Origin of the sequence: Streptomyces sp. NPDC002088, assembly GCF_040296605.1 — a bacterium.
In the GTDB taxonomy this organism is placed as follows: Bacteria; Actinomycetota; Actinomycetes; order Streptomycetales; family Streptomycetaceae; genus Streptomyces.
Window position 1 is genome coordinate 116,446 of sequence record NZ_JBEOXO010000015.1, and the last position, 24,759, is coordinate 141,204.

The following is a 24,759-nucleotide window of genomic DNA, read 5'->3' on the forward strand; positions in this document are numbered from 1 at the left end:
AGCGATCTTCTTCCTCACAGAATTTCCCCTTCAAAGGAAGCCGCGCCAGTCGAGCGATGCTTCTGCATGTGCTCACATCAACTCCCCTGGGACGGCTGCCCGAGCCTTGTCCGGAGTCGGACCACGTTGTTGTACCTGGTCAGCGCCCCCCGTACCAGCACCACGAGCAACGTGGGTGCCGGGCCGCTGCACCACGAGTCTCGCTGCGCATCCTCCTGGACAACAGGACCTCAGGTGCTCTGCTGTTGACTCACAGCGCAATGCCGGACGCGTACCGCAGCAAGGACTGGGGGCGTTGCTGCATGTGCGGCATGGAGCGATCCTTGAGATTCCGGCACCTGGGTGCTCGACACCTCGTCACCCAGGGGAAGAGATCCAAGGTGGCGCAGCGGAAGAGCACATCCGAACTGAAAGGGCATCGCACTGCCCCTCGGCAGGACCGGCCCCGCTTGACGACCCCGGCCGTTCAAGAGGCCGCTGCCGGGGTGGCGAGGGGAACCGCCCGCGCAGGGCAGCGGCCTCCGGTCTGATCGGCAGGCGGGTCGCTGCGGCAGCCCCTGATCTTTCCTTGCCCGCATGGCGACCAAGCGCTGCCCGAGCACCGCGGCGAAGGACCGATTCGGCCTTGCCCGTCCGATCGACGCCGGCCGGACAGCAGGCAGTTCCCGCGCCACAGGACCCAGCGCCTCACTTTCCTTGATTACTGCTTGCAGTCGTCACTCATCCCGACGCCGCCTTCAGATCGGAGGCCCCTCCTGGCCACTTGGGGGAGTGTCCGCATGGACACGCCTACGCCCGGCCGTGCACGGACAGCGGGACGTCTGGGCGACCATGTTGGGACAACGTCGGTCATTAGTTGACCTGTTCTCGACTCTCGAGCAGCTTTCAATGATCATGATGTGTCGTGGAAAGGATCTGCGTTGATCGAGAACGTATTCAACAGCGACTGTTTTCCGCCGGACAGCCGCTTTGACCAGTGGTGTGAGGTGAGCGGACGGGACCTCCTTCCGTTGAGTCTGTCCACCGAGCACCCCAAGGAGTTCCAGGGCGGGATACGACAGCTCGTCCTGGGACCGGTCCAGATCACGGAGATGCACTACACCGCAATGTCCGGTTACCGGTCCCCGGTCCATGTGCGCCGCTCCGACCCGGAGCTGTACCAGCTCTCCCTCATCCTGCGCGGCACCACGACCCTGGAACACCAGCGCCGCCAGGGGACCGCAGCCGCCGGGGACATGCAGCTGTTCGGGACCTGGCACCCCTATGGGGCGAGCGCCGCGGCAGCCCATGGTGCCGTCAGCCACCTGGTAATGCAGGTTCCTCGCACCACACTGTCCCTGTCAGAGCGTCAGGTCGACCGCTTCATCGGCTCGCGGCTACCCGCCCACAAGGGCAACGGCGCCCTGCTGGCACGACTGCTCACCGACACGGTCGCCCGCGGTGCGCAACTGCGACCGACAGAAGCCGTCCATCTGGGTAGTGCCGCTCTGGAGCTGGCCGCCGCCTTTCTCGCCGACCTGAGCGAAACACAGGACGTCCTGTCACCGGAGACCAGGCAGAGTGTCCTGATCACCCGCATCCGCGCCTTCATCGACCAAAACCTCGCCGACCCGGAGCTGGCGCCCCCTGCGATCGCCGCCGCCCACCACATATCCGTGCGTTACCTCCACCTGCTCTTCCAGCGGCAGGGCACCACGGTCTCCAGCTTGATCCAGCAAAGCAGGCTGGAGCGCTGCCGCCGTGACCTCGCCGACCCTGTATCCAGCCTCACCCCCATCTACGCGATCGCCCACCGATGGGGCTTCACACACCCGGAGCACTTCACCCGGTTGTTCCGCTACACGTACGGGGTCTCACCGCGCGAATACCGGCGGATCCAGCAAGCCGAGTAGGCCCCGTGTCCTACGCCCTGCGCCGGCATGTGGGAGAGGCTGCAAAACGGTGAGCGCCCCTTGGCTCGCGCAGTCTGCGTACACGGACCGGCGGCACGGCTCGGTCATGGGGGTGATTCGGGTGAGCGGTTGTCATCAGGCGGGTTGGGCGGGCCGGGGCCGGTTGGCGGAGTGTGCTGCGGTACGCGTTCGAGGTGGCTCAGGCCCCTGTCGGTGTCGGCGAGTCCCAGGAGCCGGTCCCGCTGTTGCCTTCGCACCGACTCCGAGCGGAAGCTCGAGATGCTGGCGAGTATTCCCACACAGGAGGGGCCACTGCGGGGCCGATCGGTAAATGAGTAGCGTGTTGTTATGGGTGTCGGGACACTGCCTCGGTGACCCGTACTGCACTGTCTCAACTGCTGCGCCCTCGCGCCCTGGTGCCCGGAGACCTCGTCGTTGTCGCGGCGCTGTCCGGGCCGCTCTATGCCAGATACGCGCCCGATCTCGAACGGGCGGTGGCCGAGATCGAACGGATGGGATTCCGTGTGCGTCTCGCGCCGCTCCTCGAAGCCGGACGGCACCGCTGGTGGAGCGCGGCGCGGCCGGACGAGATCGCCAAGGAGTTCAACGGTCTGCTGCGTGATCCCGAGGTGCGCGCGATCGTCGCGCACGACGGTGGCCATACGGTGTTCGGATACCTCGACCTGATCGACTTCGACGCGATCAGGGCCGACCCCAAGCCGATCCTCGGCTACAGCGACATCTCGCTGCTGCACCTGGTGCTCTACGCGCGCACGGGTCTGGTCGGGTTCCATGCCGACGTGGCCACGCCCGGTCTCGGAGGGCACTGGCAAAGAGCGTCCGCGGCCCGCCGGGAGGAGCTGGGGAAGCTGTACTCGGCGCTGCTGACCGACACGGAGCCGATCGGTGCGCTGCCCGCCGGTCCATCGTGGGAGTGCTGGCGTGCCGGGCGGGCCGAAGGTCCGCTGATCGGCGGGGTCATCAATCGCATCGTGCTGGCGCAGGCGACGCCTTTCGCGCTGCCGCTCGAATGCTTCGACGGCGCGGTGCTGTTCTGGGAGGAGCTGGGCGGCCAGGCATCGTACGTGTGGAGCTATCTGCAGATACTGCGGCACAGCGGGATTCTCGATCGGATCTCCGGCATGGTCGTGGGCGTTCCGGAGGCGATCGACGGACTCGACTCGCCGGACGGCTCTCCGACCCTGGCCGAGATCGTCCTCGATGTCCTCGGTGACCGCGACATCCCGGTCCTGGGCAACGTCGAGGTCGGGCACGCAGGCCCGAATCTGCCGATGCCGGTCGGTATCCGTGCCGCCCTCGATGCAGAGGAGCGGACGTTGTCGCTGCTCGAACCGGCGGTACGGCCGCACGCGATGACGGGACCGGTCGGTTGAGCAACGAGGAACAGTGAGCCGACTGCCTCGGTAGCCCAGGGGCCGACTCACGCTTTGGTGATCGCCGCCTTGGGCCGTTTGTTCGGCCTGTGGGAGGGGCCGTTCATGACCACCTGCTGGCTCGTGTTGATCAGCTCGTCCAGGAGCGATTCGGCGACGACCGGGTGCCGGAGCAGCGAATACCAGCCTGGGGCGCCCGGTTGGCGGCGATCGCGATCGAGCGGCTCACGGCGATGCGCCGGGAGATCAGCTCGTGGAGGTCGCCGGCTTGAGTGGCAGGGGACGTCAGGCCAGACGCATTTCGGCTCCGCGGCCCAACCTGGCGGGAGGTTGGGGTCGGCGGTCGGGGTGGCCAGCATCGGTTCCGGCAGCGTCCACGTTACGTGCCATGCCTTCCACCCGGTGGGTCTGCCGTCCGGGTGCCGCGCCGATCCCGAGCTGCTGGGTGTCTGCGCGCCGGGGCGGTGGTCAGGCCGAGGCTGAACTTCACTAGGCCGGGGGCATGGCGGCGCCTCTGCGTCCTGTTGCTCACTCTGGCTGGCCTACGCGCCTGACGACCTGCACCTTTCGCCCTGCCCGTGGAGCGCAACCGACAGTGAGCAACCCCGCCCACAACTGCCCGCGCCCTCCCACCCGCAGGCCTGCATATCTGCAGGTCACCACGCCTGTCTGGTCGTGGTCGCCAGCCCGACATCCCCTGCTGCACACCCCGCGCTCGCCCCAAGAACAGAAAGAAGGAAGGAGGTGAAGGGGACGGCGGGCGGAATGGGCGGGCAGTGCGGCCGGGGGATCGGGGGCGGCCTGGTGGCTGTTGCGCGTCGGCGGGGCCTCCGCGCCTCGCGCCGGGACAAGCCCGGTGCACCGGCCGAAGGGACAGGCAGCGGGCGCGGGCGTCAGGGCGCAGCGTCGCGGTCCGCTCCCTGCTCGCGCTCAAGGACTGCTTGGGCCTCGGACACGGCACGCTGCCAGCTGCGCGCCACACCACCGTGTGCAAGCCCGTGCCGGTGTCCGCCGGCCCCCGCAGCGCCGCCAGGGCGAGGGCGGCCACGGCCTGGACGTGAGCAGCGCGACCCGTGGCCGCCCACGGCGGCGGGCGGCCAGGCGCCGGCGTAGTACGCGACCCGCGGGGCCCGTGAGCGGCTCGGCATGCTCTGGCCCCTGCGCCCATGGCGCCGCAAGAGTTGCGCGCCTTCGAAGCCGACCTGATCGACCCGGCACCCACCGCACGGCCGACCGACGGCGTACCGGACTTCCCTTAAACCGTCTCGCACCTGGACCCCGAGCGGTTCATCCTCAGGGTCACCAGTAGTACACCAGGCGATGTCACGTGGCGTGCACTGGCTCTGCAATGGACAGTCAGGTGTCGTGATGGCTGACCTGGCAGGTCAGCCATTTCGGCTCGTGAGCCTTCCGCGTACGCCGAGTTGAGCGCCGTGCTGGATCTGAATCGGATCGCGCTCCTCGTGCGAAGCGGATTGCACGTCAGGGTCTAGCCACATCCGCCTGCTTTGCACGACGACTGGATCTGATGAGACAAGGACTCGCATGGCTTTGTTCACGAGGACCGACAGCTTGCGGTCTGACGGGATCTACCCACGGCGGCAGGCGGATGGAAGGATCACGAGGATGACAAGCGATGCTGAGCTGTCCTTCCGCATCATGGGCGCGTCCGCACGCTGGGCGACCGCGCTGGCCGCGCTGGCGGCGATCGGGGCAGGGGTTGCGGCCGGTCTCGGTGTTCCGGGGCACGCTCAGTGGGTGGGCTGCTCCTCGGTCCTCGCTGCGGGGACCCTGATAACGGCTTTCGGGTTCCTCGGGCGCCGCCTGGAGGCGGGCCAGGACGGGCTGCGGTACCGCACAGTGCTGCGGTGGCACCGACTGGAATGGGACGAGATCGACCGCTTCGATGACGTGCGGGTGCAACCCGGCGACCGCCGCCTCAGCACCCACAACCTTCGTGTCATGGCCAAGCTGCGCAGCGGCGAAGCCGTCTGGCTTCCGGTGCCGTACGCCGGCTCCGTGGACGCGTTCAGCTTCGAGGACCAGCTGCGCGCCCTGCGCGCAGCACACCATCACTACAGGCCCGACACCCCATGACTACCTGGATTCCGCCTGCAGTTCCAGCTCGACGACGAGACCCCGATGGTCCGAGCCCGGCAGCGAGACGAAGTGCGCCGAGCTCACCTGGAAGTCCCGGCTCACCAGGACGTGGTCGACCTGGGTGTGCAGCAGCCGCCCGTTCTCCACGGGCCACGACCACGTTCGGGGCCTGCCCGCGAGCCTGGCACGGTCGTTCAGCTTTCCCGGCCCCGGGACTGGTGAGCTCGCATGTTCAGGTGTGCCTATTCGCAGCCGAGTCCAAAGGGGGCTCGCGCTGAGTGATCAGCGCGAGCTCGGAGGACGTCGATCGCCAAGGGCTACCGCCGCCTGGCGCGGACAACGTGCGAAGGCGCCCGACCATGCCAGAAGGCACCAAGGCAGCCCTTGCTGTCAGGGGAAGTCCGGGCACTCCTCGGCAAAGCCCTGCGAGACGGGCTGCCATACGCCGTGGTCCTCACGCACGCTCAGTCGATCCGCTTCCCCCGCAGTCTCGATCAGCTGTGCGGTGGTCAAGGGGACGGCCGCCACGAAGACCCGCCCGAGGTGGTGGCAGTGCAGCATCGGGCGGAGTTCCTCCGAGTACGGCTCATCGGCGACCGCGAAGAGATCGGGCAGGGTCCAGCCCAGCGGACCTGCTACGGCAGATAGCTGCTGCCGGCGGTGCGGACTCGGGTCCCAGCGCCACACCATCCCGTGCAGCGTGCTGAGGGACAGTCCCATGAACGGCAGTTCCCGGATACCGAAGCCGCGATTGCGAATCAGCGCGCCGAGCACGGCGGCAACCCTGGCCTCGGCGGGACGGCGGCCCGGCCACGCCGGCTGCACGAAGGGTTCTGGAGCGGCGACGCGGGGCAGCGAGCGGACGAAAGCCTCCAGTGCGGCAAGCTGCGAGTGGTCGCAGTAACTGACGCGGTATGCGAACTGCCTCATGACCCTGGCGTCGCGCTCCGGGGGAAGGAGTTCCGCCGGCACCGGGTGGCCTGCGACAACGAGAAGGTCGGCGGCCGGTATGTCGAGTTCGGTGGCAAGTTCGGTGAGCCGCTGCGGGGCGGTGTCAGTTCCACTCGCGGCGAGGCTGCTCAGGATGATGGCCCGTTCCATGTGAGGAAGGTAGCGGCTGGGCTGCCAGGACAGCCGGGGCCGCATGAGTTCGCGGTTGGGACTCACCTTCGGTGATCGCCCGGGGCGTATCGGCTCCAGGTTCCACCTGCTTCGACGCCCAGGTGAGGGGTGGTCTTGGGGTGGTAGCCGAGGGCCTGAGCGATGACGGGAACGGGGGGGCTTGGAGGACAGTGCGTGCTGTGGCTGCTGGCACGGGCGAGGCGGGGCTGTTCCGCCAGGTAGGCGCGTACGAGATCAGCAACGGGTGCAGGCAGCGGCGACGGAGGGTCAGCCGACTCTTCTCCCCGGAACCGGTTGCCTGTGGTGCGACGGACTGATCAACCCCACCGACCTCGCCATCGACATGCACGCCCCCGCCGACCGAGCTGCCGCGCAACACGTCCCCGGCACGCCAGCCGCCGGCGTCCTCCCGCTCAACGCCCTTGCAGCCGCTGAAGCCGTCAGTCACTTCATGCACGCCGTGTGCTGCCTCCACGACGACGACTTCGACCACGCCAGCGTCCTGCACCGCCCCCGCACCCGCGCGCGGGTGCGGGACCTCATCAACTCCCGCACCAACCCCGACTGCCGATGGTGCTCCCCGCAACAACAATTCGCGCTCGGAGACCGCGTTTGAGATCTGTGGCGTGGGATGATCGACCGGTGACTCGACTCGTAGACCGTGACCGCTCTCTGGAGGAGCTTGAGCGCGACCGTTGGCCGACCCCGTCGGCTGAGGCAAGTCGCCTTGTTGCGACGGTGCACGCCCTTCGGCGTCGGCCTATCGGCGAGCTGACCGTCGAGGACATGCGTCTGTTGATCGGGCAGGACGTGGGACTTGCTTATCTTCTGCCGCTCGCGCTGGAGGTGCTGCGGGACGACCCGATGGCCGAGGGCGACATGTACGAGGGCGATCTGCTGTCCGCCGTTCTGACCAGAAGTCCAGCAGTCTGGAAAGAGCGGCCCGAGCTCGGCCGGGAGCTGGGCGTAGTCGTCTCGGAGCTGACCGATCTGCCGCCGTCCTTGATGCAGGAGACCGCGAGGTTCCTGACTCGGTAGGTGTTTTGGCGCGGGCCGGTGTGATCGCACTGCCTACGAGGGCTGCTGCCGCACGAGTGGGCGCGGTCCTGGCCGTGTCGCGGGGCGGCCGTGAGTCAGGCGGCGAACCACTCTCATCCGGTGACGTCTGCCTCCCGTTGGCGCAGCGCGTGCTTGAGGATCTTCCCCGAGGCGCTCTTGGGCATTTCCGCGGCGAATTCGATGACGCGCGGGCACTTGTACCTCGCCAGCCGGGTGCGTGCATGCTCCAGCACCCCGGCCTCGTCCAGAGTCGAGCCCGGGATCCTGACCACCACGGCCTTGACCCGTTCGCCCCAGTGCTCGTCGGAGACACCGTACACCGCCACCTCGAGGATCTCGGGGTGCGCGAGAAGCGCGCTCTCGACCTCCACCGAGTAGATGTTCTCCCCACCGGAGATGATCACGTCCTTCAGCCGGTCCTTGAGATAGAGGTAGCCGTCCTCGTCGAGAACTCCGATGTCTCCGGTCCGGAACCACCCGTCCGGCAGGAAGGCGGCAGCCGTCTCCTCGGGGCGGTCCCAGTAGCCCAGGGCGTTCTGTGGGCCGCGCAGCCAGACCTCGCCGTCTGTGCCCGCCGGGACGTCCTCGAGCGTGGCCGGGTCGACGACCCTGATCTCATACTTCGTGCAGGCCTGGCCCACGGTGCCAGGGCGGTCGTCCTCCTCGCCATGGTGCCGCAGCGGAGCCACCGAGACCCCGCCGGTCGTCTCGGTCAGGCCGTACCCCTGAGTGAAGCCGCACCGCGGCATCAGCGCCATCGCGTCCTGGATGAGGGTCCCGCCGGACGGGGCCGCTCCGTAGATCAGCACCTCGAGGCTGGACAGGTCGTACTTCTGCAGCGATGGATCGTGCACGAAGCTGTTGAGGACCGTCGGCACCAGAGCCGAATGCGTGACTTTCCGCTCGTCGATCGTGCGGGCGATGGTCTCTGCGGACGCATCCGCCGGGAGGATCACCTCGCCGCCGGCGAACAGAGTACTGAAGATCGCCCCAGTGCCACTGACGTGGAAAAGCGGGAGTACGGCGACGAAGCTCATGTCGGGCCGCATCAGCCAGCGCACACTGACCTCGCGGAGCATCTGGTTGACGTTTCGCTCACTGATCACGACACCCTTGGCCCGGCCTGTTGTACCTGTCGTGTAGAGCATCATGAGGACGTTCTCGGGGGCGCTGTGGTCGGCCAGACCCACCGCGTCGCCGCTCGCCAGCCACTCCTCGAGGTCTGAGCGGGGACCGTCGAGCGTGACCACCCGCGGGAGTCCCTCGGCCTGGGCGAGCAGGTCGAGCAGGTCGTGCTCGGCCAGGACCAGCGAGGGCGCGGAGTCCTGGACGATCTGGGCGATCTCGAACGCCGAGAGCCGCCAGTTGACGCCCACCAGGACCGCACCCGCGCGCGAAGCGGCGAAGTGCACGGCGACGAACGGCAGCCCATTGTGCGCGAGGAACAGCACCCGGTCGCCGGGCCGGACCCCGGAAGCTTCGAACGCCCGCGCATAGCGGTCCGCGGCCGCGGCCAACTCGGCGAACGTGTGCGCGCGGTCGGCAACCGTGAGTGCCAGCGCCTCCGGCGTCCAGGCAGCGTGCTCGTCGAGGAGCGCAGCCATGGTCATGGCGCGGACCTGCTTAATCTGTGTGGGTTCCAAGGTGTTTCCCTTCCGTGGTTCGGATATCGGGGTACCTTGCTCCAGGCCACGCCCTTATCGACGCGCGGCTCCGGCGGGAGCCCCAGGATCCGCTCCCCGATGATGTTGCGCTGCATCTCATCGGTCCCCCCCCGGCGATGTTGGGGCCGATGGAGCCGAGCACGTGATCCCCCCTCAGACGAAGGTGCCCGGCTCACCTGTATCGGCGACCAGGCGATCGCCGAGGACGACCGATCTCAGCGGTTTCGGGACGGCCTGCTCGATCCGACCGCGGCTGGCCCTTGAGTGGGCGATGGACCGCGTGGGCCGTGGCGGTGAGTACGAGTACGAACGGTCCGAGGCATGCCGTGACGCCCTTGAGGCGTGGTTGGCGGCGGAGGGTGCCCTGTAGAGCCAGCGCGCAGGGCGGTCACGTCATGGTGATCCGCGCCGCGGTTTCGGTGCATCGTGGTGGCGTGGCGGCGGCCTCGCCGTCTGGTGCCCTGGGCGACGCAGTCTCGATGGCGCCGGCCGCAGCGAGCTCCTCGGCGATGGCCCGGCTCAGCCCCCTCGTGGCCCCAGTGACGAGAGCGACCTTGTCTTGCAGCTCGTCCGTGCTCATCGCTCCTCCTCATGCCACCGATCGGGTACCAAGCCCGAGTCGGCGGGCGAGGGCCTCACGGTGGTGGTCGGGGGTGCCGAACATCAGGGCCGACGAGTACGCCCGCTTGAAGTACAACTGGGCGGCGAACTCCCAGGTGAACCCCATGCCGCCGTGGATCTGAATGCACTCCCGGGCCGCCAGCTCGTACATCTCCGAGCAGTGCGCCTTCGCCACGGAAGCGAGCACCGGAATGTCGTCCGGAGCGTTGTCGACCGACCAAGCAGCGGTGCGTGCGGCAGAGCGCGCGGCGTCGAGCTCAAGAAGGACGTTGGCGCACTTGTGCTTGATGGCCTGGAATGACCCGATCGGCCGGCCGAATTGGATCCGGTTCTTCGCGTGGTCGACGGCCAGATCGAGGCAGCGCTGTGCCCCACCGACCTGTTCGGCAGCCAAGGCGATGGCCGCGAGGTCCAGCACAGAGTCGACGACCCGCGGCGCCGTACCGGGAGAGCCGACCAGGCGGGCGATGCACCCGTCGAACGTCAGGCGCGCCTGGCGCCGCGTCAGGTCCACGGTCTGGAGAGGTTCGCGTTCGAGGCCCTCGGCACCTGACCGGACGTGGAAGAGGCTCGGCTCACCCGCCAGGTCTGCGACGACGACCACCAGATCGGCGACCGCACCGTCCACAACGAACGACGCTCGCCCCTTCAGCGCGTACCCGTCGCCGACCGGGGTGGCAGTGACGGAGATCCGGTCGGCCTGCCAGGTACCGGTGTCTTCTGAGAGCGCCAGGCAGCCGATCGTCTCGCCGCCGGCAAGCGCGGCCACCGCGTCGGCCACTGTCTCGTCGCCACTGCGTATCAGTGCCTCGGCGGCGAGTACGCGGCTCGCGAAAAGCGGGCTCGGATACAACGCGGCTCCGAGCTCCTCGAGCACGACCGCCAGCTCCGCGAACCCGAAACCCGCACCGCCGAGCTCCTCAGGGATGCCGATGGCGGCCACGCCCAGCTCCGAGCAGAGCTTCGCCCAGCCGACCACGTCGTGGCCCGGCTCGGACTCCATGATCCGGCGTACGTCGGCCTCCGTACCCGACTTGGCGAGGAAGCTGCGGACATTCCGCCGGACGCTCTCGTGGTCTTCGTTGGTCGAGAAGCCCATGTCGTTCCTCCTTCAGCGGGGGAGCCCGAGCAGCCGCTCGGCGATGATGTTGCGCTGGATCTCGGAGGTACCGGCCGCGATAGTCTCGCCGAGCGTGCTCAGGTGCACCTTGACCCATGACGAGACGGAGTCCACCGGCGCCCCGGGCTCGTCGCAGAGGAAATAGCTAACCGGGTCCTGGCCGGAGTACGTGGTCGCCTCGGCGCCAAGCACCCTGCAGGCGAGACCGGTGATCTTGCCGTGCAGTTCACTCCACCACAGTTTCTCGAGGGAGGACTCGGATCCGATCGACTCGCCCTGGTTCCAGCGGGCCAGGTTGTGCTGGCCGTTGAGCCGCATGAGCTCTACACGAGACCAGCACCACGCGAAGTCCCGCCGTACGAGGGGATCCGCGAAGGCTCCGCGCCGCTCGAGCAGGGTCTGCAGCCGGTCGAGCTCCGCGCGGAAGCGGACCGGCAAGGTGGCGGTGGTCTCGCCGCGCTCGAAGGTCAGCAGCCGGGTCGCGGCCTGCCAGCCTCCGCCGACGCCGCCCACCTCGAGATCGGCGTCGGTGCGAGCGCCGGTGAAGAATGTCTCGCAGAACTCATCGACCCCGTTGATCATCCGGATCGGTCGTCGCTCGATGCCGGGCTGGTCCAAAGGCACGAGCAACAGGGTCAGGCCCTGGTAGCGGCTGGTGTCCTTGTCTCCGGTACGACACAGTACGAAGACCCAGTTCGCCGTGAGCGCGTTGGAGGTCCAGATCTTCTGGCCGTCGATCACCCACTCGGCGCCGTCACGGCGGGCTCGCGTCGTGATGTTGCTGAGGTCGCTTCCGTGGTTGGGCTCGGAGAAGCCCTGGCAGAATACATACGTACCGTCGACGATTCCCGGGAGGAAACGCCGGCGCTGCTCCTCGGTGCCCAATGCGAGCAGGGTGTTCCCGATCATCTGGATGCTGAAGGGGTCGTTGGCTCCGCCGCGGGGGACGCCCACCCGCGCGAACTCCTCCGCCACGATCGCGCTCTCCACGGCAGTATGCCCTCCGCCGCCGTACTCCCGCGGCCAGGACGGCGCGATCAGCCGATGCTCGACGAGGAGCGCACGCCAGCGCTCGCGGAACCCACGGTAAGCATCTGGTTCGAGCCCGCCGACGCCCCGCCAGTCGGCGGGGAGGTACTCGCGGAGGAATGCGCGCACCTCGTCGCGGAACGTGCCGCTGCCGGTCTCCTCAACGGCGGTCATCGGACGGGCTCCGGCTGCTCCTCCCGGCGACGCCGTATGGCGTCACGCAGCGCTGCGCCGTCGACGTACTCATCAAGGCTCACGATCAGTCCCTTGTCGTCGAGCGAAGCCACGACGCAGGCCTCGGCCTCGACACCGAGATCGGTGAAGCGGACGAGATGCTGCTCGCAGAAGCCGTTGTCGGCGACCAGGCGCCGGACGTTGACGTACTCCCACGGTCCCACCGAGTCGCGCAGCCGCTGCCAGCGCTCGGTCAGACCTTCCACGCCGGACGGCGGCGGACCGGGATGGTTCGCCACCCGGGCTCGGGGGCTCAGCAGCGCCAGGGCGGCGTCCCAGTCGTTGCGCACCGTGGCTGCGAAGAACTTCTCGGCGACCGCACCCGGGTCCGCCACCGAGGGCAGCTCGTCGAACGAGGTCCCCCTCCCCAACGGCGGGAAGTGGGGCACGCGACGCTCGACGAAGCTGAGCACACCCTCCTTGAAGTCGGCACCGGTGAGCGACCGGTCGACCAGGGGCAGCGTCTCGTTCTCCGCCTCTGTCAGCTGCAGCGTGGAGTGTCGCGTGACCTGCTTTTTGATCATCTGCATGGCAGCCGGCGAGCAGTTGGCCGCGAGCTGGCGGGCATAGGCCACCGCAGTTTGCATCAGCTCGTAGGCCGGAACCACACGGTGGACCAGGCCGATTCGCTCGGCCTCCGCGGCACCGACGCGGCGGGCCGACAACAGGAGGTCCAGCGCATGACCGCGTCCGACCACTTGAGGCAGCAGCCATGAGACGCCGTGTTCGGCCACTAGGCCCCGCTCCGCGAAAGAAGTCGTGAAGAGCGCGTTCTCGGAGGCGAACCGAACGTCGCACAGCAGTGTGTGCACGAGGCCGATGCCTGCGGCAGAGCCGTTGACAGCGGCGATGAGCGGCTTGGGGAAGTCGATGGGCTCGAGGAGCGAATCCGAGGTCAGCTCGGGTGGTAGCTCCTCACCGTTCTGTACGGCATCGAGCTGGGAGAGGTCCGCACCGACGCAGAAGTGCCTGCCAGCGCCTGTCACCACGACCGCCCGCACCCGCTTGTCCACGGCCAGTTCCCGCAGCGCCTCGAGGTAGGCGACGTGCAGGTCGACCGACCAGGCGTTCGCGGAATCGGGCCGGTTGAACGTGAGGATGGCGACGCCATCGTCCACGTCACGCAGAAGCGGCTGGGTCATGAGTGCCTCCAAGATTTATTGAGTAACACTCACTTAAGTAAGCAAGAAACTTAGTACTAGTCAATAATCTGGGCTATAGTCTTCAGTGATGGTCACTTCAAGTTCGACGAACAGATCGTCCGGCCCCGGCGGCAAGGCCGCCCGTACGCGGCGGCTGCTCCAGTGCTGCACCCTCGACGTCATCGCGGAGACCGGCGAGTTCACCGGTGAGGTCGTGGCCGACCGGGCAGGCGTGTCGATCGGGACCTTCTACTCGCACTTCGCTACGAAGGACCACGCGATCGAGGCCTGTCTCGCCGTCTGCTTCGAGGAGTACGAGAAGCAGACGAAGCAGGTCGAGTCGATCGAGCACCTGCTCGACGCCGGTCTGGAGGCAACCCTCGCGGCCATCGTCGCGACCATTACTCGACTGAACGGCGAGTACCGCGGCCTGCTGCGCCTGGCGCGGGCTCGCATCCAGGCCAGCCACCTGCTCCGGGAGCAGTCGCGGACCGAGGAACGCCGCGCGTTCGCGGCGACCCTGCGGCTCATCCAGCTCGGGCAGGCCGCCGGACGCATCCGCGCCGGCGAACCGGAGGTGCTGACCGCGACCGTGCGAACCGTGCTCGACGGCCTGGACACTTGGACCATCCGCGCCCACCCCGAAGTGGCGAGCCGGGAGATCCCGGAACTGCTGACCCGCTATCTGAGCCCGTCGGCATCGTGAGGCGAGAGGAGCCCTCATGACCAGCTACCGCGACATCCTGGTGCGTCCGCTCGGGGGTGATGAGCGGATCACCGAGATCGTCCTGAATCGCCCCGAACGCAAGAACGCCTACACCCAGCAACTCTGCGACGAGCTGTGCCATGCCCTCCGTGTGTTCGACCGGAGCGCCGTGACCCGCGTGGCCGTGCTGACCGGGGCCGGCGACGCGTTCTGCTCCGGAGGCGACGTCCAGCACTCGGAGGAGATCGACCAGGGTGACGCCCATCCGTTCGGGCACGGCTTCGTCATGCGGGACACCGGGCACACCGTGGTCCGGAGCCTGCTCGCGGTCGCCAAGCCCGTGGTCGCCGCAATCAACGGCGCCGCCGTGGCCGGCGGCCTGACCTTCGCGCTAGCCTGCGACCTGCGGATCGCGCGGCAGCGTGCCCGCATCGGGGATACCTCCGGCCGCCTCGGGCTGCTGCCGGACGAGGGCGGTGCCTGGTTCTTTCCTCGAGCGATGGGGCTGGAGGCGGCTCTGCGGATGAGTCTGCTGGGCGAGGTGTACGACGCGGCCACTGCCCAGCGGCTGGGGCTGGTCGGCGAAGTCGTGCCCGATGCCGAGTTCGACGACGCCGTGCGCTCGCTGGCCGGTCGGCTGGCCGACGCCGCGCCGCTCGCCGCATCGGTCGTCAAGCGGCTCATGCGCCGCGCCGCTGACATGACTCTGGACCAGGCACTCGACACGCTAGGGATGGCCGTGGACGTGGTGAACCGCAGCGAGGACGTCGTCGAGGGCGTCGACGCCTTCCTCAGCCGTCGCAGGCCGTCGTTCCAGGGGCGGTGAGCCCCTCACTCGGCGGATTCAAGAGGCCGCTTCAACGGCGCCGAGTAGCCGGTCCGAGTTGCCCGCCAACGATACGCTCGTGGTCGCTCGGGGACGGCTTCAGCTGTGACGGTTCCGGTCGGGCGTGGCTCTCACGTCTCTCGTGCGGTCGAGTAGTACTTGAGCCTCCTTGGTGCGGCGGTGGTCCGGTCCGAAGGCGGTCAGGCAGGCGTCATGGGCTGCCTCGGCTAGGAGGAGGGCCTCGGCGCTTCGGTCCAGGCCCAGGAGGGCGGTGGCCTCTGCCAGTTCGACGGCGCCGGTCTCGGCGCGCCGCTGATCCTCCGGCAGGCTTCGGCGCACCTCGTCGGCGTGCTGCGCCTCGGCGAGGGCTTGCTTGTAGCGGACCTGGCCGCTGAGGCTGCGCGCCAGGCCGAGCCGCAGGACCAGGGCGAACCGGTCCTCTTCCCGATGCTCGTCAAGGGCTTCCCGGGCGAGTGGCTCGGCTTGGTCGTGGCGGCCGACTCTGCTGCGCAATTCGGCTGGGTGAGCGTCGCGCGTTCGGCATGAATGTCTCCGTGGCCCTGAGCGCGTCGTGGGCCACGGGGGGCACGTGTCGTTGCAGCCGAAGGGGCTGCCAGAGATCCCGGCACAGACCGTGGCGGTTGCTCGAACGGCGTTCCCTCACGGGACGTTGGCGATGCGGGCACGGGACCGGCTGAGCGACGTGTTCGCGGACGAGCCGTTCACCGAGGCGTCGGACGCCGTGGGGGCGCCGGGCCTTGCGCCGGCGGTGTTGTCGCTGGTCACGGTGCTGCAGTTCACGGAGAACCTGACCGACCGGCAGGCCGCCGCGATGGCGGTCCGGGCGATCGACTGGAAGTACGCGCTCGGCGCGGAACTGACCGATACCGGTTTTGACGCGAGCGTGTGACTCTGGTGCGCAATGCGTGCGTGTGTCAGAACCGTTCTCGAATCCGATGATCGTGAAGCGGTCTCTTGATCGTTTTGCCTGAGGTGGGTGGGGCGGGGCAGATTCGGCGCTGTTCATATTCCCGGCCGACTGGGAGATCAGCTCGTGTCACACCTCACCCCGGCGACGGCTTCTTTGAACGCCTTGGTGGGGACCATCCCCGCGCGTGCGGGGAGCAGTACGAAGGCCGCCTGGACGTCCTGCTGGCGTCGGGGTCATCCCTGCGCGCGCGGGGATGCTCCCCACGGGATCCCGTCCCACGTCATGCCTGCCTCCTGCTCCCCGCGCCCGCGGGGATGGTCCCTGCCCAGAGCAGCGTTGCAGGCCCCGAAGTCCTAGCTCAGACACCAGCCGCAAGGCAGCGCTCAGGGGTTCGTGGCTGCTGCGGTGTCGGGGACGGCTGGCCAGCGACCGGCGACGGTCTGAAGTCCCACCGACAGTCGGCGAACCATGGCCGATTCGCGCCCCTCTGTCCCAGCAACGGCAGCAATACTGAGCATCGCAGCTGTTGAACCTGCCCCTGAGAGAGCTGTGGAAAGAGCTCCAGGACCTGGCCAAGTACGCTCCCTCCAACCTGGATCCAGCCTGGGGCAGGACCTGGAACCTACTGCCCTCCAAGCACTCGCCGATCATCGAATATGAGATCAAGCAGGCATTCCAGTCCCAGCAGCCACGGATACCTGCCGGCGACGAGCCGGTCCTTGCTCCCCGGCCACGCGGCTACCTTCCAGAGCACATTCTGTAACACCTGCCCGAGGGTGGTTTGCCGTCCTCCGCGAAGCCTCCACTCCTCGCCCCCTCCCGCGGAGTCTCAAGCTCCGCCGCATTGCCGCGGTCCAACTTGTCCAAATCGCTACGGGCGAGTCGATGGCTGAAGCGGCCGGCTTCCTGCAGATCCCCGGCGCCTGGTTCAACGGGCAGCCACGTCAACAACTGCCCCCGCTGAACGTGCATCTCCGCACAGGCCCCTTCAACCTGACCACGGCCAGGAGGAGTGCGTGTCTGCGCTCGTCTGGTCGAAACTCACCGGGAGTGAGTGGCGTCTCGCCCCCATCACCGACCCGCTCACGTTCGGCGCCGGCGCAGCGCTCGCCCGTCGAAGTCCAGTGGGAGAGACGATGACAAGGCTCCTTGTTCGGCGGGACCCCTACGTCCGGTACCTCGGAGCGCTCCTGGGTGAGTACGCAACCGGGCTCGCAGCCACTGGCCCTGTCGGTGAGTGACGATCTGCACGGCAGACTGCCGCCCCGACCAGCACGAACACCCCGAACAACGTCACACCAGCCCCGTGACCTGCCACTTCAAGATGGCGGCAGCTCAGTGTTGAGCCTGTCGGTAGGCACTCGCTCGATGCGGGTCCAGCCCCTCCAGCCACGCTCCTTCAGAATCGCCAACACCAGTTCGGCGCCCGGTGCGGACTCGAGCATGGTTGAGTCCATCAGGGCGACGAACTGATCGTCGAAGCCGTCGGCACCCACCTCGCCGGCCTCCACGGCGCGAATCATCAGGCGCTCCAGGATGTCGGCGATCTCGACGATCCGTGGATCGCCGGCCAGCCAGTCGGGCTCCCCGGTGAAGAAGCTGTAGAGCCTCACCATGTCGGGGTCGTCCAGCTCCTCGTGCTTCTTGGCAATCACGGAGTCGATCAGGTGCGGCACCTGCGCGGCGATCATGATCCAGGCATCCCGCTCCAGCTCGATGTACCGCTCTCCGACGCCGAGACCGCGCAGCCGGTCGAGGTAGTCCACGACGCTCTGCGGGAGCGCCAGGTGCTCTCCGGCGGCGAGCCGGGCGAGTCGGCTGCGGGTGTCCTGCAGCCGCCGGATCTCGGCGCGCAGATCCTTGTCGATCTCCTGGACGCCGCCGGCGAACTCCTCCGGGCCGGCGTCGAGGAGTTCCTGCACCCTGGCCAGCGGCACGCCGGCATCGGCCAGGGCGTGGATCCGGATCAGTCGCACGACCGCGGCGGCATCGTAGGTCCGGTACCCGGACCGGTCGCGCTCGGGCTCGGGCAGCAGCCCGATCTTGTGGTAGTGGCGTACCGCCCGTACTGTCACCCCGGCGTACGCCGCCAGCTGGCTGATGGTGAGCATGGGTCTCAGCCTGCCTCAGGCGATCTTCCGGCGATAGGCGATCATCGCGAAGACGTACGCCACGACGAGGATGCCCACGCACCACGCGAGCGCGATCCAGATGTCGTCGCCGACCTGCTGCCCTGTGAACAGAGCACGGATCGTGTTGACGATCGACGTCACCGGCTGATGCTCGGCGAACCAGCGCACCGGGCCGGGCATCGTCTTTGTGGGCACGAACGCCGAGCTGACGAACGGCAGGAAGATGAGCGGGTAGGCGAACGCGCCCGCTCCCTCGACCGACGACGCGGAGAGCCCGGGGATCACGGCGAGCCAGGTCAGCGCCAGGGTGAACAAGAGCAGGATGCCGGCGACCGCGAGCCATGCCGACACTCCTGCCCCTGAGCGGAAGCCCATGAGCACAGCGACGCCCACGACGAGCACGAGCGCGATCAGGTTGGCGACCAGAGAGGTGACGACGTGAGCCCACAGCACACCTGACCGCGCGATCGGCATGGACTGGAATCGCTCGAAGATCCCGCTCTTCACATCGGTGAACAGCCGGTACGCGGTGTAGGAGATGCCCGATGCGATGGTCATGAGCAGGATGCCGGGCAGCATGTAGTTCACGTACGAAACCGCCCCGGTATCAATGGCGCCGCCGAACACGTAGACGAACATCAGCATCATGGCGACCGGCGTGATGACGGTCGTGATGATGGTGTCCATGCTGCGTGTGACATGGCGCAGGGTCCGCCCCGTGAGCGCGGCAGTGTCGCTGAAGAAGTACGCGGTCATCCTTGTCCCCCAGTTGTCGTGCCAGTGGCGTCGCTCTTGTCGCCGCCGATGACCGCGAGGAAGATCTCCTCCAGAGTCGGCTGCTTCTCGACGTACTCGACCTTGGCGGGCGGGAAGAGCTGCTTGAGCTCGGCGAGGGTGCCGTTCACGATGATCCGACCCTGGTGGAGGATCGCGATCCGGTCGGCCAGCTGCTCGGCCTCGTCCAGATACTGCGTGGTGAGCAGCACCGTCGTTCCGTGGCCGGCGAGCTCCTTGACCGCATCCCACACCTCGATGCGCGCCTCGGGGTCGAGTCCGGCCGTCGGCTCGTCCAGGAAAATCACCGGCGAATTCCCGATGAGGCTCATCGCGATGTCCAGCCGGCGGCGCATCCCACCCGAATACGTGGACACTCGCCGCGCGCCCGCCTCGCTCAGCGAGAAACGTCTCAGCAGGTCATCCGCGATCGCGCCCGGGTCCTTGAGGTGGCGCAGCCTGGCGACGAGGGCGAGGTTCTCCCGACCGCTGAGGATCTCGTCGACGGCCGCGAACTGCCCGGTGAGACTGATGGACTCCCGCACGTTCGCCGGTTGCGTGGCGACGTCGAAGCCATTGACGCTCGCCGTCCCTGCGTCGGCCTTCAGGAGCGTGGCGAGGATCCTCACGGTAGTGGTCTTGCCCGCCCCGTTGGAGCCGAGCAGGGCGAAGATGCTGCCCGGCGCCACGTCGAAGTCCACACCGCACAGCACTTCGAGCTTCCCGTACGACTTCTCCAGACCCTGCACGCGCATCGCCGGACCGGCGATCGTTTGGGCCGTCATGGTCATCAGCCTCCTTTGCGGAGCTGTTCCACGCGTTTGCGAGGACACCCCTGCCGGAAGGATGGAGGGTTGACCCAGCGTCAAGGTCAAGCCGGTTCCGGCCGCGGCATCCAGATCGCTGGCGCTGATGCGGGTCGTCCCGTGGGGCGGCGGCGTCGGATCACAAAGTCGATCACCTGCTGGCTCAGAGCGATCGTGCCACGCCGAACTCGCACTTGGCCCAGCGTCTTTCAGAGTCGGGGTCCGTCATGAGCCGGATCGTCAGAGCGGCACCGGCGACGAGCGGGAAACCCCGAAACCGCCCTGCCAGACAATCTGCCCGGCAGACTGCCACCCCCGGCCAGCACGAGCACGTTCGCTCAAGGCATGCGAAGCGCTGCGGCGGGCGATCACCCAGTGTCGCCGGTCGGGTTGGTGCCAGGGCCGGACGCCGACGCATGCCGCCGCACCGGTGATCACAGTCAGTGGCTGGGCCCTGTGACTTGGACCCCGGCCGACGGGTGCCACCCCAGGCGACGAGAGACCGCCAGGCCGGAGGCTATGAGGGCGGGGCGTACGGCGTGCAAGTCAACCGATCCGGAGGCGACGACCACCGACAGGGCGGCGACCACCCGACCCTCGGAGTCGAGGATGCGCGTGCCCACGGAGTCGACGCCAGCCGTCGTCTCCTCGCGGACGACGGCGACGCCGCTTTCACGGCACTCGGCCAGTTGGGCTCTCAGCTGGTCCGGAGCGGTGACTGTCCGTCCGGTGTACGCCGGCAGGTCCTGCGCCAGGATCCGGTCCAGCAGTTCGTGGTCGGCGTGGGCGAGGAGTACCTTGCCGACGCCGGAACTGTGCAGCGGCAGCCGTCCGCCGAGCCGCGAGACGACGTCCACCGCCCTGCCCGCGGAGAGGCGCTCGACGAGGACCGCCTCGGCGCCCTCCAGAACGGAGAGCTGGACGTGCTGGCGGAGGGCGGTGTGCAGGTCGTCCATGAACGGGAGCGCGACCGCGCGCAACGAAGCACTCAGCGGGGCGAGGGTGCCCAGCTGCCATAGGCGCAGGCCCACGGTGAAGGCCCCGTCCGGGGACCGGTCCAGTGCGCCTGCCCGGACCAGTTCCCGTGTCAGCCGGTGGACGGTGGCGTGGGGTATCCCGGTCTCGCGGGTCAGGTCGGCGAGGCTGAGCTGGGGCCTGCCGGGCCGAAAGGCGAAGAGTACGTCGAGCAGGCGTGCGCTCACGCTGCGGCCGGGCTGCGCGGAGTGGGGCATCTCGCTTCCTTCTTTCCCGTCTCAGGCTCCGGCTTCTCCCGCAGAGCGATTGGTATCTGTCCATTGAACGGACAGGGCTGTTCCTAGTTGCCGGTGGGTGCGATGAACATCAAACGGTCAGTGGGGTTTTCACCTCGATGCCTACATAGGAAGGAGTGGGGCGATGTCCGCTCTCACACAGCATGGACCGAGAATTGCCGTCGTCGGCGGCGGTATCGGAGGTCTCGCCGCCGCCGGCTTTCTGCGCCGGGCGGGGCTCACCGCCACCGTCTACGAGCAGGCGCCCGAGGTCGCCGAGGTCGGTGCCGGGCTGATCGTCGCACCGAATGCCGTGCGGATGCTGCGTCGGCTCGACGTCATGGACCGATTCCTGTGCGGTGCCGTTCCGCTGGAGTGGGGCTGGGAGTTCCGGCGTTGGGCGAACGGCGACGTACTTTCGGTGGAACAGTTGAGCGGTCGATGTGAGGAACTGTACGGCGAGCGCACCTATGCAGTGCACAGGGCGGACTTGCTCGCCACGGTGCGATCGGCTGTGCCGGACGAGTGGATCCGGCTTGGGGCTCGGTGCACGAAGGTGGAGCAGGACGGTGATCGTGCGGTGCTGCACTTCGCCGATGGGAGCCGGTCCGAGGCCGACATCGTGATCGGGGCAGACGGCATCCACTCCGCCGTCCGTGAGGCGGTAGCGGAACCTGGACCGCCCGAGTATTCGGGGCTGTGTGTGTTCCGCGCGATCGTGCCCGCCGAGGCGGCGCCCGCATTCACGCTCCGTCCGGCCCAAACCCTGTGGATCGGTCCTGGACGCCACTTTGTTCATTACCCACTCGCAGGCGGCAAGGCCGTCAACATCTTCGCCGCGGCCCCGGCTGGGGAATACGCCGAGGAATCGTGGACCGCGACCGCCACGGCTGAGGAGTTTCTTGCTGAGTACGCCGGCTGGGATTCGCGGGTAACCGACCTGATCGCGGCAGCCGACGGGGCTCCCATGCGCCAGGCTCTCTTCGATCGGGCGCCGCTGCGGCAGTGGTCCCTTGGCCGGGTGACGCTTCTCGGTGACGCGGCACATTCCATGTTCCCCTTCTTCGCTCAGGGCGCCGCTCAGTCCATTGAGGATGCCGCTGTCCTCGCTCGCTGCCTGGCGGAGGGCGGGGATGCCCCGGAGCAGGCATTGGCCCGGTACGAGACTGCGCGAATTGGTCGTACCACCCGCCTGCAAGAGGTGAGCCGAGCCCGTAAGAACGTCAACCACCTTGCCGACGGGCCCGAACAGCAGGCTCGTGACGCCTCCCTCGCCGACGCCGACCCACTGCTGGCCAGCGGTTGGATTTACGGCTACGACGCCGAGGCTGTGCTCGACGCGTAGCCACTCTGTTCCCGGCCCTGGATTCAGATGGTCCCCCCGAAAGTCTTGAACTACGGGTGGGGGATGAGCCTGGCTGTCCTGCTGCCAGGCTTGGGGGACACCCTGGAACAGGTTCTTCGGCCCGCATATGTGGTGGTCTCCGCTGGTGGTACCCGGAGACCACCTTGGCGGCCCTGGTCTCGACGGTGCGGTTGCGACGCTGTCCCTGGTAGGCAACAGGTGGATGGTCCGCCGTGGCTTATCCACCGGCAGCCATCGTTCCAGCGCCGACCGGGATGGGATCCAAAAACTCTTCGGCGGTGCGGTACAGGACCGCGGGGCGTGCTGAAGTACGCGGCAGGAGTGTGTAATCGACCTCGGTGTCCCTGGACGCCACGTACCGGGCGTTGCGTCCAGGGTGTACACGAGGGCAGTGCCTTTCGGGGTGACGGCGGGGTGCGGCACAGGAAGCTTTCTGGCTGGTGGGTGCAGGGGGGAGGGCCGGGAACCGCCCTGCAGGTAGGGTCGGACCGTGGCAGCGGAGGAGACGACGTCAGGTAAGCGGCAGAGCCGGAGAAGCCCCGAGGATCCCGGGCGCCGGCGTGATCCGGTGCGTACCCGGCGCGCCATCCTGACTGCGGCCGCCGCCGAGTTCGGAACGCACGGCTTCGACGGCGCGCGGGTCGTGCGGATTGCGAAGGCCGCCGGCGTCAGCCACCAGCTGATCACCTATTACTTCGGCGGTAAGCGCGGCCTCTACGAGGCGTTGAGCGAGCAGTGGCTGGAAACCACCATGCCGCTCACCCTCGCCCTCCCCTACGCCGAGGCCGTCCAGCGCTATGTGCACATGGCGCACGAGGACCCGGACTGGGCGCGCACGCTGGCTCGTGAAGAGTTCGGCGCACGGCCGCCTGCCGAGGACGACCGGGCTGCCGAACTGTTCAAGACCGTCGAGGGGCTGCGTGCCCGGCAGGCCCGTGGCGAGTTTCGCTCTGATCTCGATGTCGGTGCTGTGTCCCTTGCATTCTTCGCCGCGTCCATCGCACCGGTTGTCCTGCCGTGGATCGCCCGTGAGTTCACTCAGCAGGATCCGGCATCGCAGGAGTTCACCGAGCACTATGCCGAGCAGGTGTCCCGGATGATCTCTGCGCTGGCCGAGGCTGCGTTCGGCGAGTCGGCAGCGGACGGGGAGTCCGAGGAGACCGAGTCCGCGCCCGAGCCTGGAGCTTGAGGGCCGGACGGCACGGCGCTCACCCCGGCGGCATCCGTCGTGCCATTTGAAGATGCGCGAGCTGCCAGCCGTCCGACGGCGACTCGGCCCAGACGCGGGTGACAGCGGCCTGGATGACGAACGGGGTCAGTTCCGGAACGAAGGCGACGCGCATCTCCTGAAGGCAGGAGACCACGGCCGTGCCGCCGAACCTCCGCACCGTCACCTCGAAGGTGTCCACCTGGCTGGTGCGGCCCAGCCGGCCCGCGTAGCGCAGCCACTCGTCCGCACTGTGCAGGTGGCCGACCGCCGAGTGCACGATGACGCAGTCAGGGTGCAGCAGGGCGCGCAGGGCCGGCTCCGGGTCGGGGAGCGTCTGGGCCGCGCGCCAGGCGGCCTCCGCCTCCTCGACCGTGGCCGGAGCGGCGGGCCGGGTGGAAAGGGAGGGAGGCGTGGTGGTCACAGTTCCAGCTCCAAAATCGGGGAGTTCGAGCGGGACGAGCACGGGGTGAAGAGCCCCTCGGCGCGCTCGTCGGCGGTCAGGACGTCGTCCCGGTGGTCCGGCTCGCCGCCGAGCACCCGCACGATGCACTCGCCGCAGATGCCCTGGCCGCACGAGGAGGCCGCCTCGACGCCGTTCGCCAGGAGCACGTCCAGGACGCTCTGGTCCTCGGGGACGGGATACTCCGCCCCCGTCGAGGCGAGGCGCACGGTGAAGCCGCCCGGCTGTCCCTGGTCGGCTCCGGCCGAGGCCGGAGCCGCGCTGAAACGCTCCTTGTGCAGGGCAGACTCGGGCCATCCCATTGCCGTGGCCTGGCCCAGTACGTGGTCCATGAAGCCGCCCGGGCCGCAGACGTAGACCGCAACGCCTGAGGTGGGTGCCCCCAGATCCCGGGCCAGGTCGAGGCGGCCCGCAGGACCCCCGTCGTCGAAGTGCAGGGTGACGCGGGGATGGCTCGCCAAGTCGGCGGCGAAGGCCGCCTCGGCACGGCTGCGGGCGCAGTAGTGCAGGTCGTAGTCGCCGCCCGTGGCATCGAGGGCCTGGGCCATCGACAGCAGAGGGGTGATACCGATGCCGCCCGCGAAGAGCCGATGGCGCAGCGCGGGAGCGAGGCCGAAGCGGTTGCGTGGGGCGGCGATGCGCAGAGCGTCACCCTCGGCGAGGGCGTGCATGGCGCGCGAACCGCCGCGCGAGGCGGGCTCGGCGAGCACCGCGATCCGGTATTGCTTGCGCAGCCCTGGCGGTCCGCACAGGGAGTACTGCCGGACCGGTGCCGTCGCGCCCGGCTGTACGTCGATGTGGGCGCCGGGCTCGTACTCCCACAACTCACCGCCGTCGGCCCGGGCGAGGTCGAAGACGGCGATGCGCGGGGTGGCGTCGTGGCGAGCGACGACGACCGCGTCCGTCCAGGTGGTGCTCACG

At 68.4% G+C, this 24,759-nt stretch carries 25 protein-coding genes; 11 read left to right on the forward strand and 14 right to left on the reverse strand.

Annotated elements, in window-relative coordinates; genetic code table 11:
* Window positions 1-920 precede the first annotated feature (920 nt).
* The 3 genes from ABT114_RS29060 (at window position 921) to ABT114_RS29070 (ending at window position 5,383) form a co-directional block, all read left to right on the forward strand.
* The gene (locus ABT114_RS29060) at window positions 921-1,892 is read left to right on the forward strand and encodes an AraC-like ligand-binding domain-containing protein (protein WP_351145836.1); all 972 of its coding nucleotides are present in this window, start codon (window positions 921-923) and stop codon (window positions 1,890-1,892) included.
* Window positions 1,893-2,263: 371 nt separating this feature from the next.
* Window positions 2,264-3,286 carry a S66 peptidase family protein gene (locus tag ABT114_RS29065; protein ID WP_351145837.1) on the forward strand — a complete coding sequence of 341 codons (1,023 nt, stop codon included), beginning with the start codon at window positions 2,264-2,266 and terminating at the stop codon, window positions 3,284-3,286.
* A gap of 1,626 nt (window positions 3,287-4,912) precedes the next feature.
* Window positions 4,913-5,383 carry a PH domain-containing protein gene (locus ABT114_RS29070; RefSeq protein WP_351145838.1) on the forward strand — a complete coding sequence of 157 codons (471 nt, stop codon included), beginning with the start codon at window positions 4,913-4,915 and terminating at the stop codon, window positions 5,381-5,383.
* Here the strand turns inward: ABT114_RS29070 and ABT114_RS29075 are convergent, their stop codons facing one another.
* Window positions 5,384-5,533, reverse strand: coding sequence for a hypothetical protein (locus tag ABT114_RS29075; protein ID WP_351145839.1), 150 nt, complete (start codon window positions 5,531-5,533; stop codon window positions 5,384-5,386). It lies immediately after the preceding gene.
* A gap of 243 nt (window positions 5,534-5,776) precedes the next feature.
* Entirely contained in the window at window positions 5,777-6,487 is a 711-nt protein-coding gene (locus ABT114_RS29080; protein ID WP_351145840.1) for a hypothetical protein, read from the reverse strand.
* A 265-nt stretch (window positions 6,488-6,752) separates the two neighbouring features.
* Between ABT114_RS29080 and ABT114_RS29085 the strand changes: the two genes are divergently transcribed.
* Both ABT114_RS29085 and ABT114_RS29090 read left to right on the forward strand, forming a co-directional pair.
* Window positions 6,753-7,124 (forward strand): hypothetical protein, encoded by a 372-nt coding sequence (locus ABT114_RS29085; RefSeq protein WP_351145841.1) that lies wholly within the window; start codon window positions 6,753-6,755, stop codon window positions 7,122-7,124.
* Complete coding sequence (locus ABT114_RS29090) at window positions 7,079-7,546, forward strand: contact-dependent growth inhibition system immunity protein (protein ID WP_351145842.1); 468 nt, start codon at window positions 7,079-7,081, stop codon at window positions 7,544-7,546. The genes ABT114_RS29085 and ABT114_RS29090 overlap by 46 nt, the downstream gene beginning before the upstream one ends.
* A 113-nt stretch (window positions 7,547-7,659) precedes the next feature.
* On the opposite strand, the gene ABT114_RS29095 is transcribed toward ABT114_RS29090, so the two are convergent.
* The 5 genes from ABT114_RS29095 to ABT114_RS29115 all read right to left on the reverse strand — a co-directional run bounded on the left by ABT114_RS29095 (window position 7,660) and on the right by ABT114_RS29115 (window position 13,377).
* Complete coding sequence (locus tag ABT114_RS29095) at window positions 7,660-9,177, reverse strand: class I adenylate-forming enzyme family protein (RefSeq protein WP_351145843.1); 1,518 nt, start codon at window positions 9,175-9,177, stop codon at window positions 7,660-7,662.
* A 442-nt stretch (window positions 9,178-9,619) separates the two neighbouring features.
* Window positions 9,620-9,811, reverse strand: coding sequence for a hypothetical protein (locus ABT114_RS29100; protein WP_351145844.1), 192 nt, complete (start codon window positions 9,809-9,811; stop codon window positions 9,620-9,622).
* A 9-nt stretch (window positions 9,812-9,820) separates the two neighbouring features.
* On the reverse strand, window positions 9,821-10,951 hold the full coding sequence (locus ABT114_RS29105; protein WP_351145845.1) for an acyl-CoA dehydrogenase family protein: 1,131 nt from the start codon (window positions 10,949-10,951) through the stop codon (window positions 9,821-9,823).
* A 12-nt stretch (window positions 10,952-10,963) separates the two neighbouring features.
* Window positions 10,964-12,175 (reverse strand): acyl-CoA dehydrogenase family protein, encoded by a 1,212-nt coding sequence (locus ABT114_RS29110; protein ID WP_351145846.1) that lies wholly within the window; start codon window positions 12,173-12,175, stop codon window positions 10,964-10,966.
* Complete coding sequence (locus ABT114_RS29115; protein ID WP_351145847.1) at window positions 12,172-13,377, reverse strand: enoyl-CoA hydratase-related protein; 1,206 nt, start codon at window positions 13,375-13,377, stop codon at window positions 12,172-12,174. Before ABT114_RS29115 ends, ABT114_RS29110 begins: the two co-directional genes overlap by 4 nt.
* Before the next feature lie 88 nt (window positions 13,378-13,465).
* Here ABT114_RS29115 and ABT114_RS29120 point away from each other — a divergent pair, with 88 nt between their 5' ends.
* Window positions 13,466-14,083 (forward strand): TetR/AcrR family transcriptional regulator, encoded by a 618-nt coding sequence (locus ABT114_RS29120; RefSeq protein ID WP_351145848.1) that lies wholly within the window; start codon window positions 13,466-13,468, stop codon window positions 14,081-14,083.
* A gap of 16 nt (window positions 14,084-14,099) precedes the next feature.
* Window positions 14,100-14,909 carry an enoyl-CoA hydratase/isomerase family protein gene (locus ABT114_RS29125; protein ID WP_351145849.1) on the forward strand — a complete coding sequence of 270 codons (810 nt, stop codon included), beginning with the start codon at window positions 14,100-14,102 and terminating at the stop codon, window positions 14,907-14,909.
* Between the two features lie 99 nt (window positions 14,910-15,008).
* On the opposite strand, the gene ABT114_RS29130 is transcribed toward ABT114_RS29125, so the two are convergent.
* Entirely contained in the window at window positions 15,009-15,422 is a 414-nt protein-coding gene (locus ABT114_RS29130; RefSeq protein ID WP_351145850.1) for a hypothetical protein, read from the reverse strand.
* Window positions 15,423-15,498: 76 nt separating this feature from the next.
* On the opposite strand from ABT114_RS29130, the gene ABT114_RS29135 reads away from it, so the two are divergent.
* Both ABT114_RS29135 and ABT114_RS29140 read left to right on the forward strand, forming a co-directional pair.
* Entirely contained in the window at window positions 15,499-15,819 is a 321-nt protein-coding gene (locus tag ABT114_RS29135) for a transposase (protein ID WP_351145851.1), read from the forward strand.
* Window positions 15,820-16,856: 1,037 nt separating this feature from the next.
* The gene (locus ABT114_RS29140; RefSeq protein ID WP_351145852.1) at window positions 16,857-17,081 is read left to right on the forward strand and encodes a hypothetical protein; all 225 of its coding nucleotides are present in this window, start codon (window positions 16,857-16,859) and stop codon (window positions 17,079-17,081) included.
* 78 nt (window positions 17,082-17,159) lie between these two features.
* Here the strand turns inward: ABT114_RS29140 and ABT114_RS29145 are convergent, their stop codons facing one another.
* From ABT114_RS29145 to ABT114_RS29160, 4 genes are all read right to left on the reverse strand, one after another.
* Window positions 17,160-17,951: a MerR family transcriptional regulator gene (locus tag ABT114_RS29145; RefSeq protein ID WP_351145853.1), complete on the reverse strand. Its 792-nt coding sequence runs from the start codon at window positions 17,949-17,951 to the stop codon at window positions 17,160-17,162.
* A 15-nt stretch (window positions 17,952-17,966) separates the two neighbouring features.
* The gene (locus tag ABT114_RS29150) at window positions 17,967-18,728 is read right to left on the reverse strand and encodes an ABC transporter permease (protein WP_351145854.1); all 762 of its coding nucleotides are present in this window, start codon (window positions 18,726-18,728) and stop codon (window positions 17,967-17,969) included.
* Window positions 18,725-19,531: an ABC transporter ATP-binding protein gene (locus ABT114_RS29155; RefSeq protein WP_351145855.1), complete on the reverse strand. Its 807-nt coding sequence runs from the start codon at window positions 19,529-19,531 to the stop codon at window positions 18,725-18,727. The genes ABT114_RS29150 and ABT114_RS29155 overlap by 4 nt, the downstream gene beginning before the upstream one ends.
* A 461-nt stretch (window positions 19,532-19,992) precedes the next feature.
* The gene (locus ABT114_RS29160) at window positions 19,993-20,784 is read right to left on the reverse strand and encodes an IclR family transcriptional regulator (protein ID WP_351145856.1); all 792 of its coding nucleotides are present in this window, start codon (window positions 20,782-20,784) and stop codon (window positions 19,993-19,995) included.
* Window positions 20,785-20,947: 163 nt separating this feature from the next.
* On the opposite strand from ABT114_RS29160, the gene ABT114_RS29165 reads away from it, so the two are divergent.
* Together ABT114_RS29165 and ABT114_RS29170 are read left to right on the forward strand one after the other, a co-directional pair.
* The gene (locus tag ABT114_RS29165; protein ID WP_351145857.1) at window positions 20,948-22,147 is read left to right on the forward strand and encodes an FAD-dependent monooxygenase; all 1,200 of its coding nucleotides are present in this window, start codon (window positions 20,948-20,950) and stop codon (window positions 22,145-22,147) included.
* A 511-nt stretch (window positions 22,148-22,658) separates the two neighbouring features.
* Window positions 22,659-23,357, forward strand: coding sequence for a TetR/AcrR family transcriptional regulator (locus tag ABT114_RS29170; protein WP_351145858.1), 699 nt, complete (start codon window positions 22,659-22,661; stop codon window positions 23,355-23,357).
* A 19-nt stretch (window positions 23,358-23,376) separates the two neighbouring features.
* Here ABT114_RS29170 and ABT114_RS29175 read toward each other — a convergent pair whose 3' ends face one another.
* Window positions 23,377-23,799 carry a nuclear transport factor 2 family protein gene (locus tag ABT114_RS29175; protein WP_351145859.1) on the reverse strand — a complete coding sequence of 141 codons (423 nt, stop codon included), beginning with the start codon at window positions 23,797-23,799 and terminating at the stop codon, window positions 23,377-23,379.
* The gene (locus tag ABT114_RS29180; protein WP_351145860.1) at window positions 23,796-24,758 is read right to left on the reverse strand and encodes a PDR/VanB family oxidoreductase; all 963 of its coding nucleotides are present in this window, start codon (window positions 24,756-24,758) and stop codon (window positions 23,796-23,798) included. The genes ABT114_RS29175 and ABT114_RS29180 overlap by 4 nt, the downstream gene beginning before the upstream one ends.
* Window position 24,759 lies beyond the last annotated feature (1 nt).

What these genes read in the sequence shown, in the direction of transcription:
- ABT114_RS29110 (WP_351145846.1), bottom strand. Translation starts at nt 12,175, where the DNA reads ATGACCGCCGTTGAGGAGACCGGCAGCGGCACGTTCCGCGACGAGGTG.
- ABT114_RS29080 (WP_351145840.1), bottom strand. Translation starts at nt 6,487, where the DNA reads ATGGAACGGGCCATCATCCTGAGCAGCCTCGCCGCGAGTGGAACTGAC.
- ABT114_RS29120 (WP_351145848.1), top strand. Translation starts at nt 13,466, where the DNA reads ATGGTCACTTCAAGTTCGACGAACAGATCGTCCGGCCCCGGCGGCAAG.
- ABT114_RS29150 (WP_351145854.1), bottom strand. Translation starts at nt 18,728, where the DNA reads ATGACCGCGTACTTCTTCAGCGACACTGCCGCGCTCACGGGGCGGACC.
- ABT114_RS29125 (WP_351145849.1), top strand. Translation starts at nt 14,100, where the DNA reads ATGACCAGCTACCGCGACATCCTGGTGCGTCCGCTCGGGGGTGATGAG.
- ABT114_RS29100 (WP_351145844.1), bottom strand. Translation starts at nt 9,811, where the DNA reads ATGAGCACGGACGAGCTGCAAGACAAGGTCGCTCTCGTCACTGGGGCC.
- ABT114_RS29145 (WP_351145853.1), bottom strand. Translation starts at nt 17,951, where the DNA reads ATGCTCACCATCAGCCAGCTGGCGGCGTACGCCGGGGTGACAGTACGG.
- ABT114_RS29070 (WP_351145838.1), top strand. Translation starts at nt 4,913, where the DNA reads ATGACAAGCGATGCTGAGCTGTCCTTCCGCATCATGGGCGCGTCCGCA.
- ABT114_RS29105 (WP_351145845.1), bottom strand. Translation starts at nt 10,951, where the DNA reads ATGGGCTTCTCGACCAACGAAGACCACGAGAGCGTCCGGCGGAATGTC.
- ABT114_RS29155 (WP_351145855.1), bottom strand. Translation starts at nt 19,531, where the DNA reads ATGACGGCCCAAACGATCGCCGGTCCGGCGATGCGCGTGCAGGGTCTG.
- ABT114_RS29165 (WP_351145857.1), top strand. Translation starts at nt 20,948, where the DNA reads ATGTCCGCTCTCACACAGCATGGACCGAGAATTGCCGTCGTCGGCGGC.
- ABT114_RS29160 (WP_351145856.1), bottom strand. Translation starts at nt 20,784, where the DNA reads ATGCCCCACTCCGCGCAGCCCGGCCGCAGCGTGAGCGCACGCCTGCTC.
- ABT114_RS29095 (WP_351145843.1), bottom strand. Translation starts at nt 9,177, where the DNA reads ATGACCATGGCTGCGCTCCTCGACGAGCACGCTGCCTGGACGCCGGAG.
- ABT114_RS29115 (WP_351145847.1), bottom strand. Translation starts at nt 13,377, where the DNA reads ATGACCCAGCCGCTTCTGCGTGACGTGGACGATGGCGTCGCCATCCTC.
- ABT114_RS29090 (WP_351145842.1), top strand. Translation starts at nt 7,079, where the DNA reads ATGGTGCTCCCCGCAACAACAATTCGCGCTCGGAGACCGCGTTTGAGA.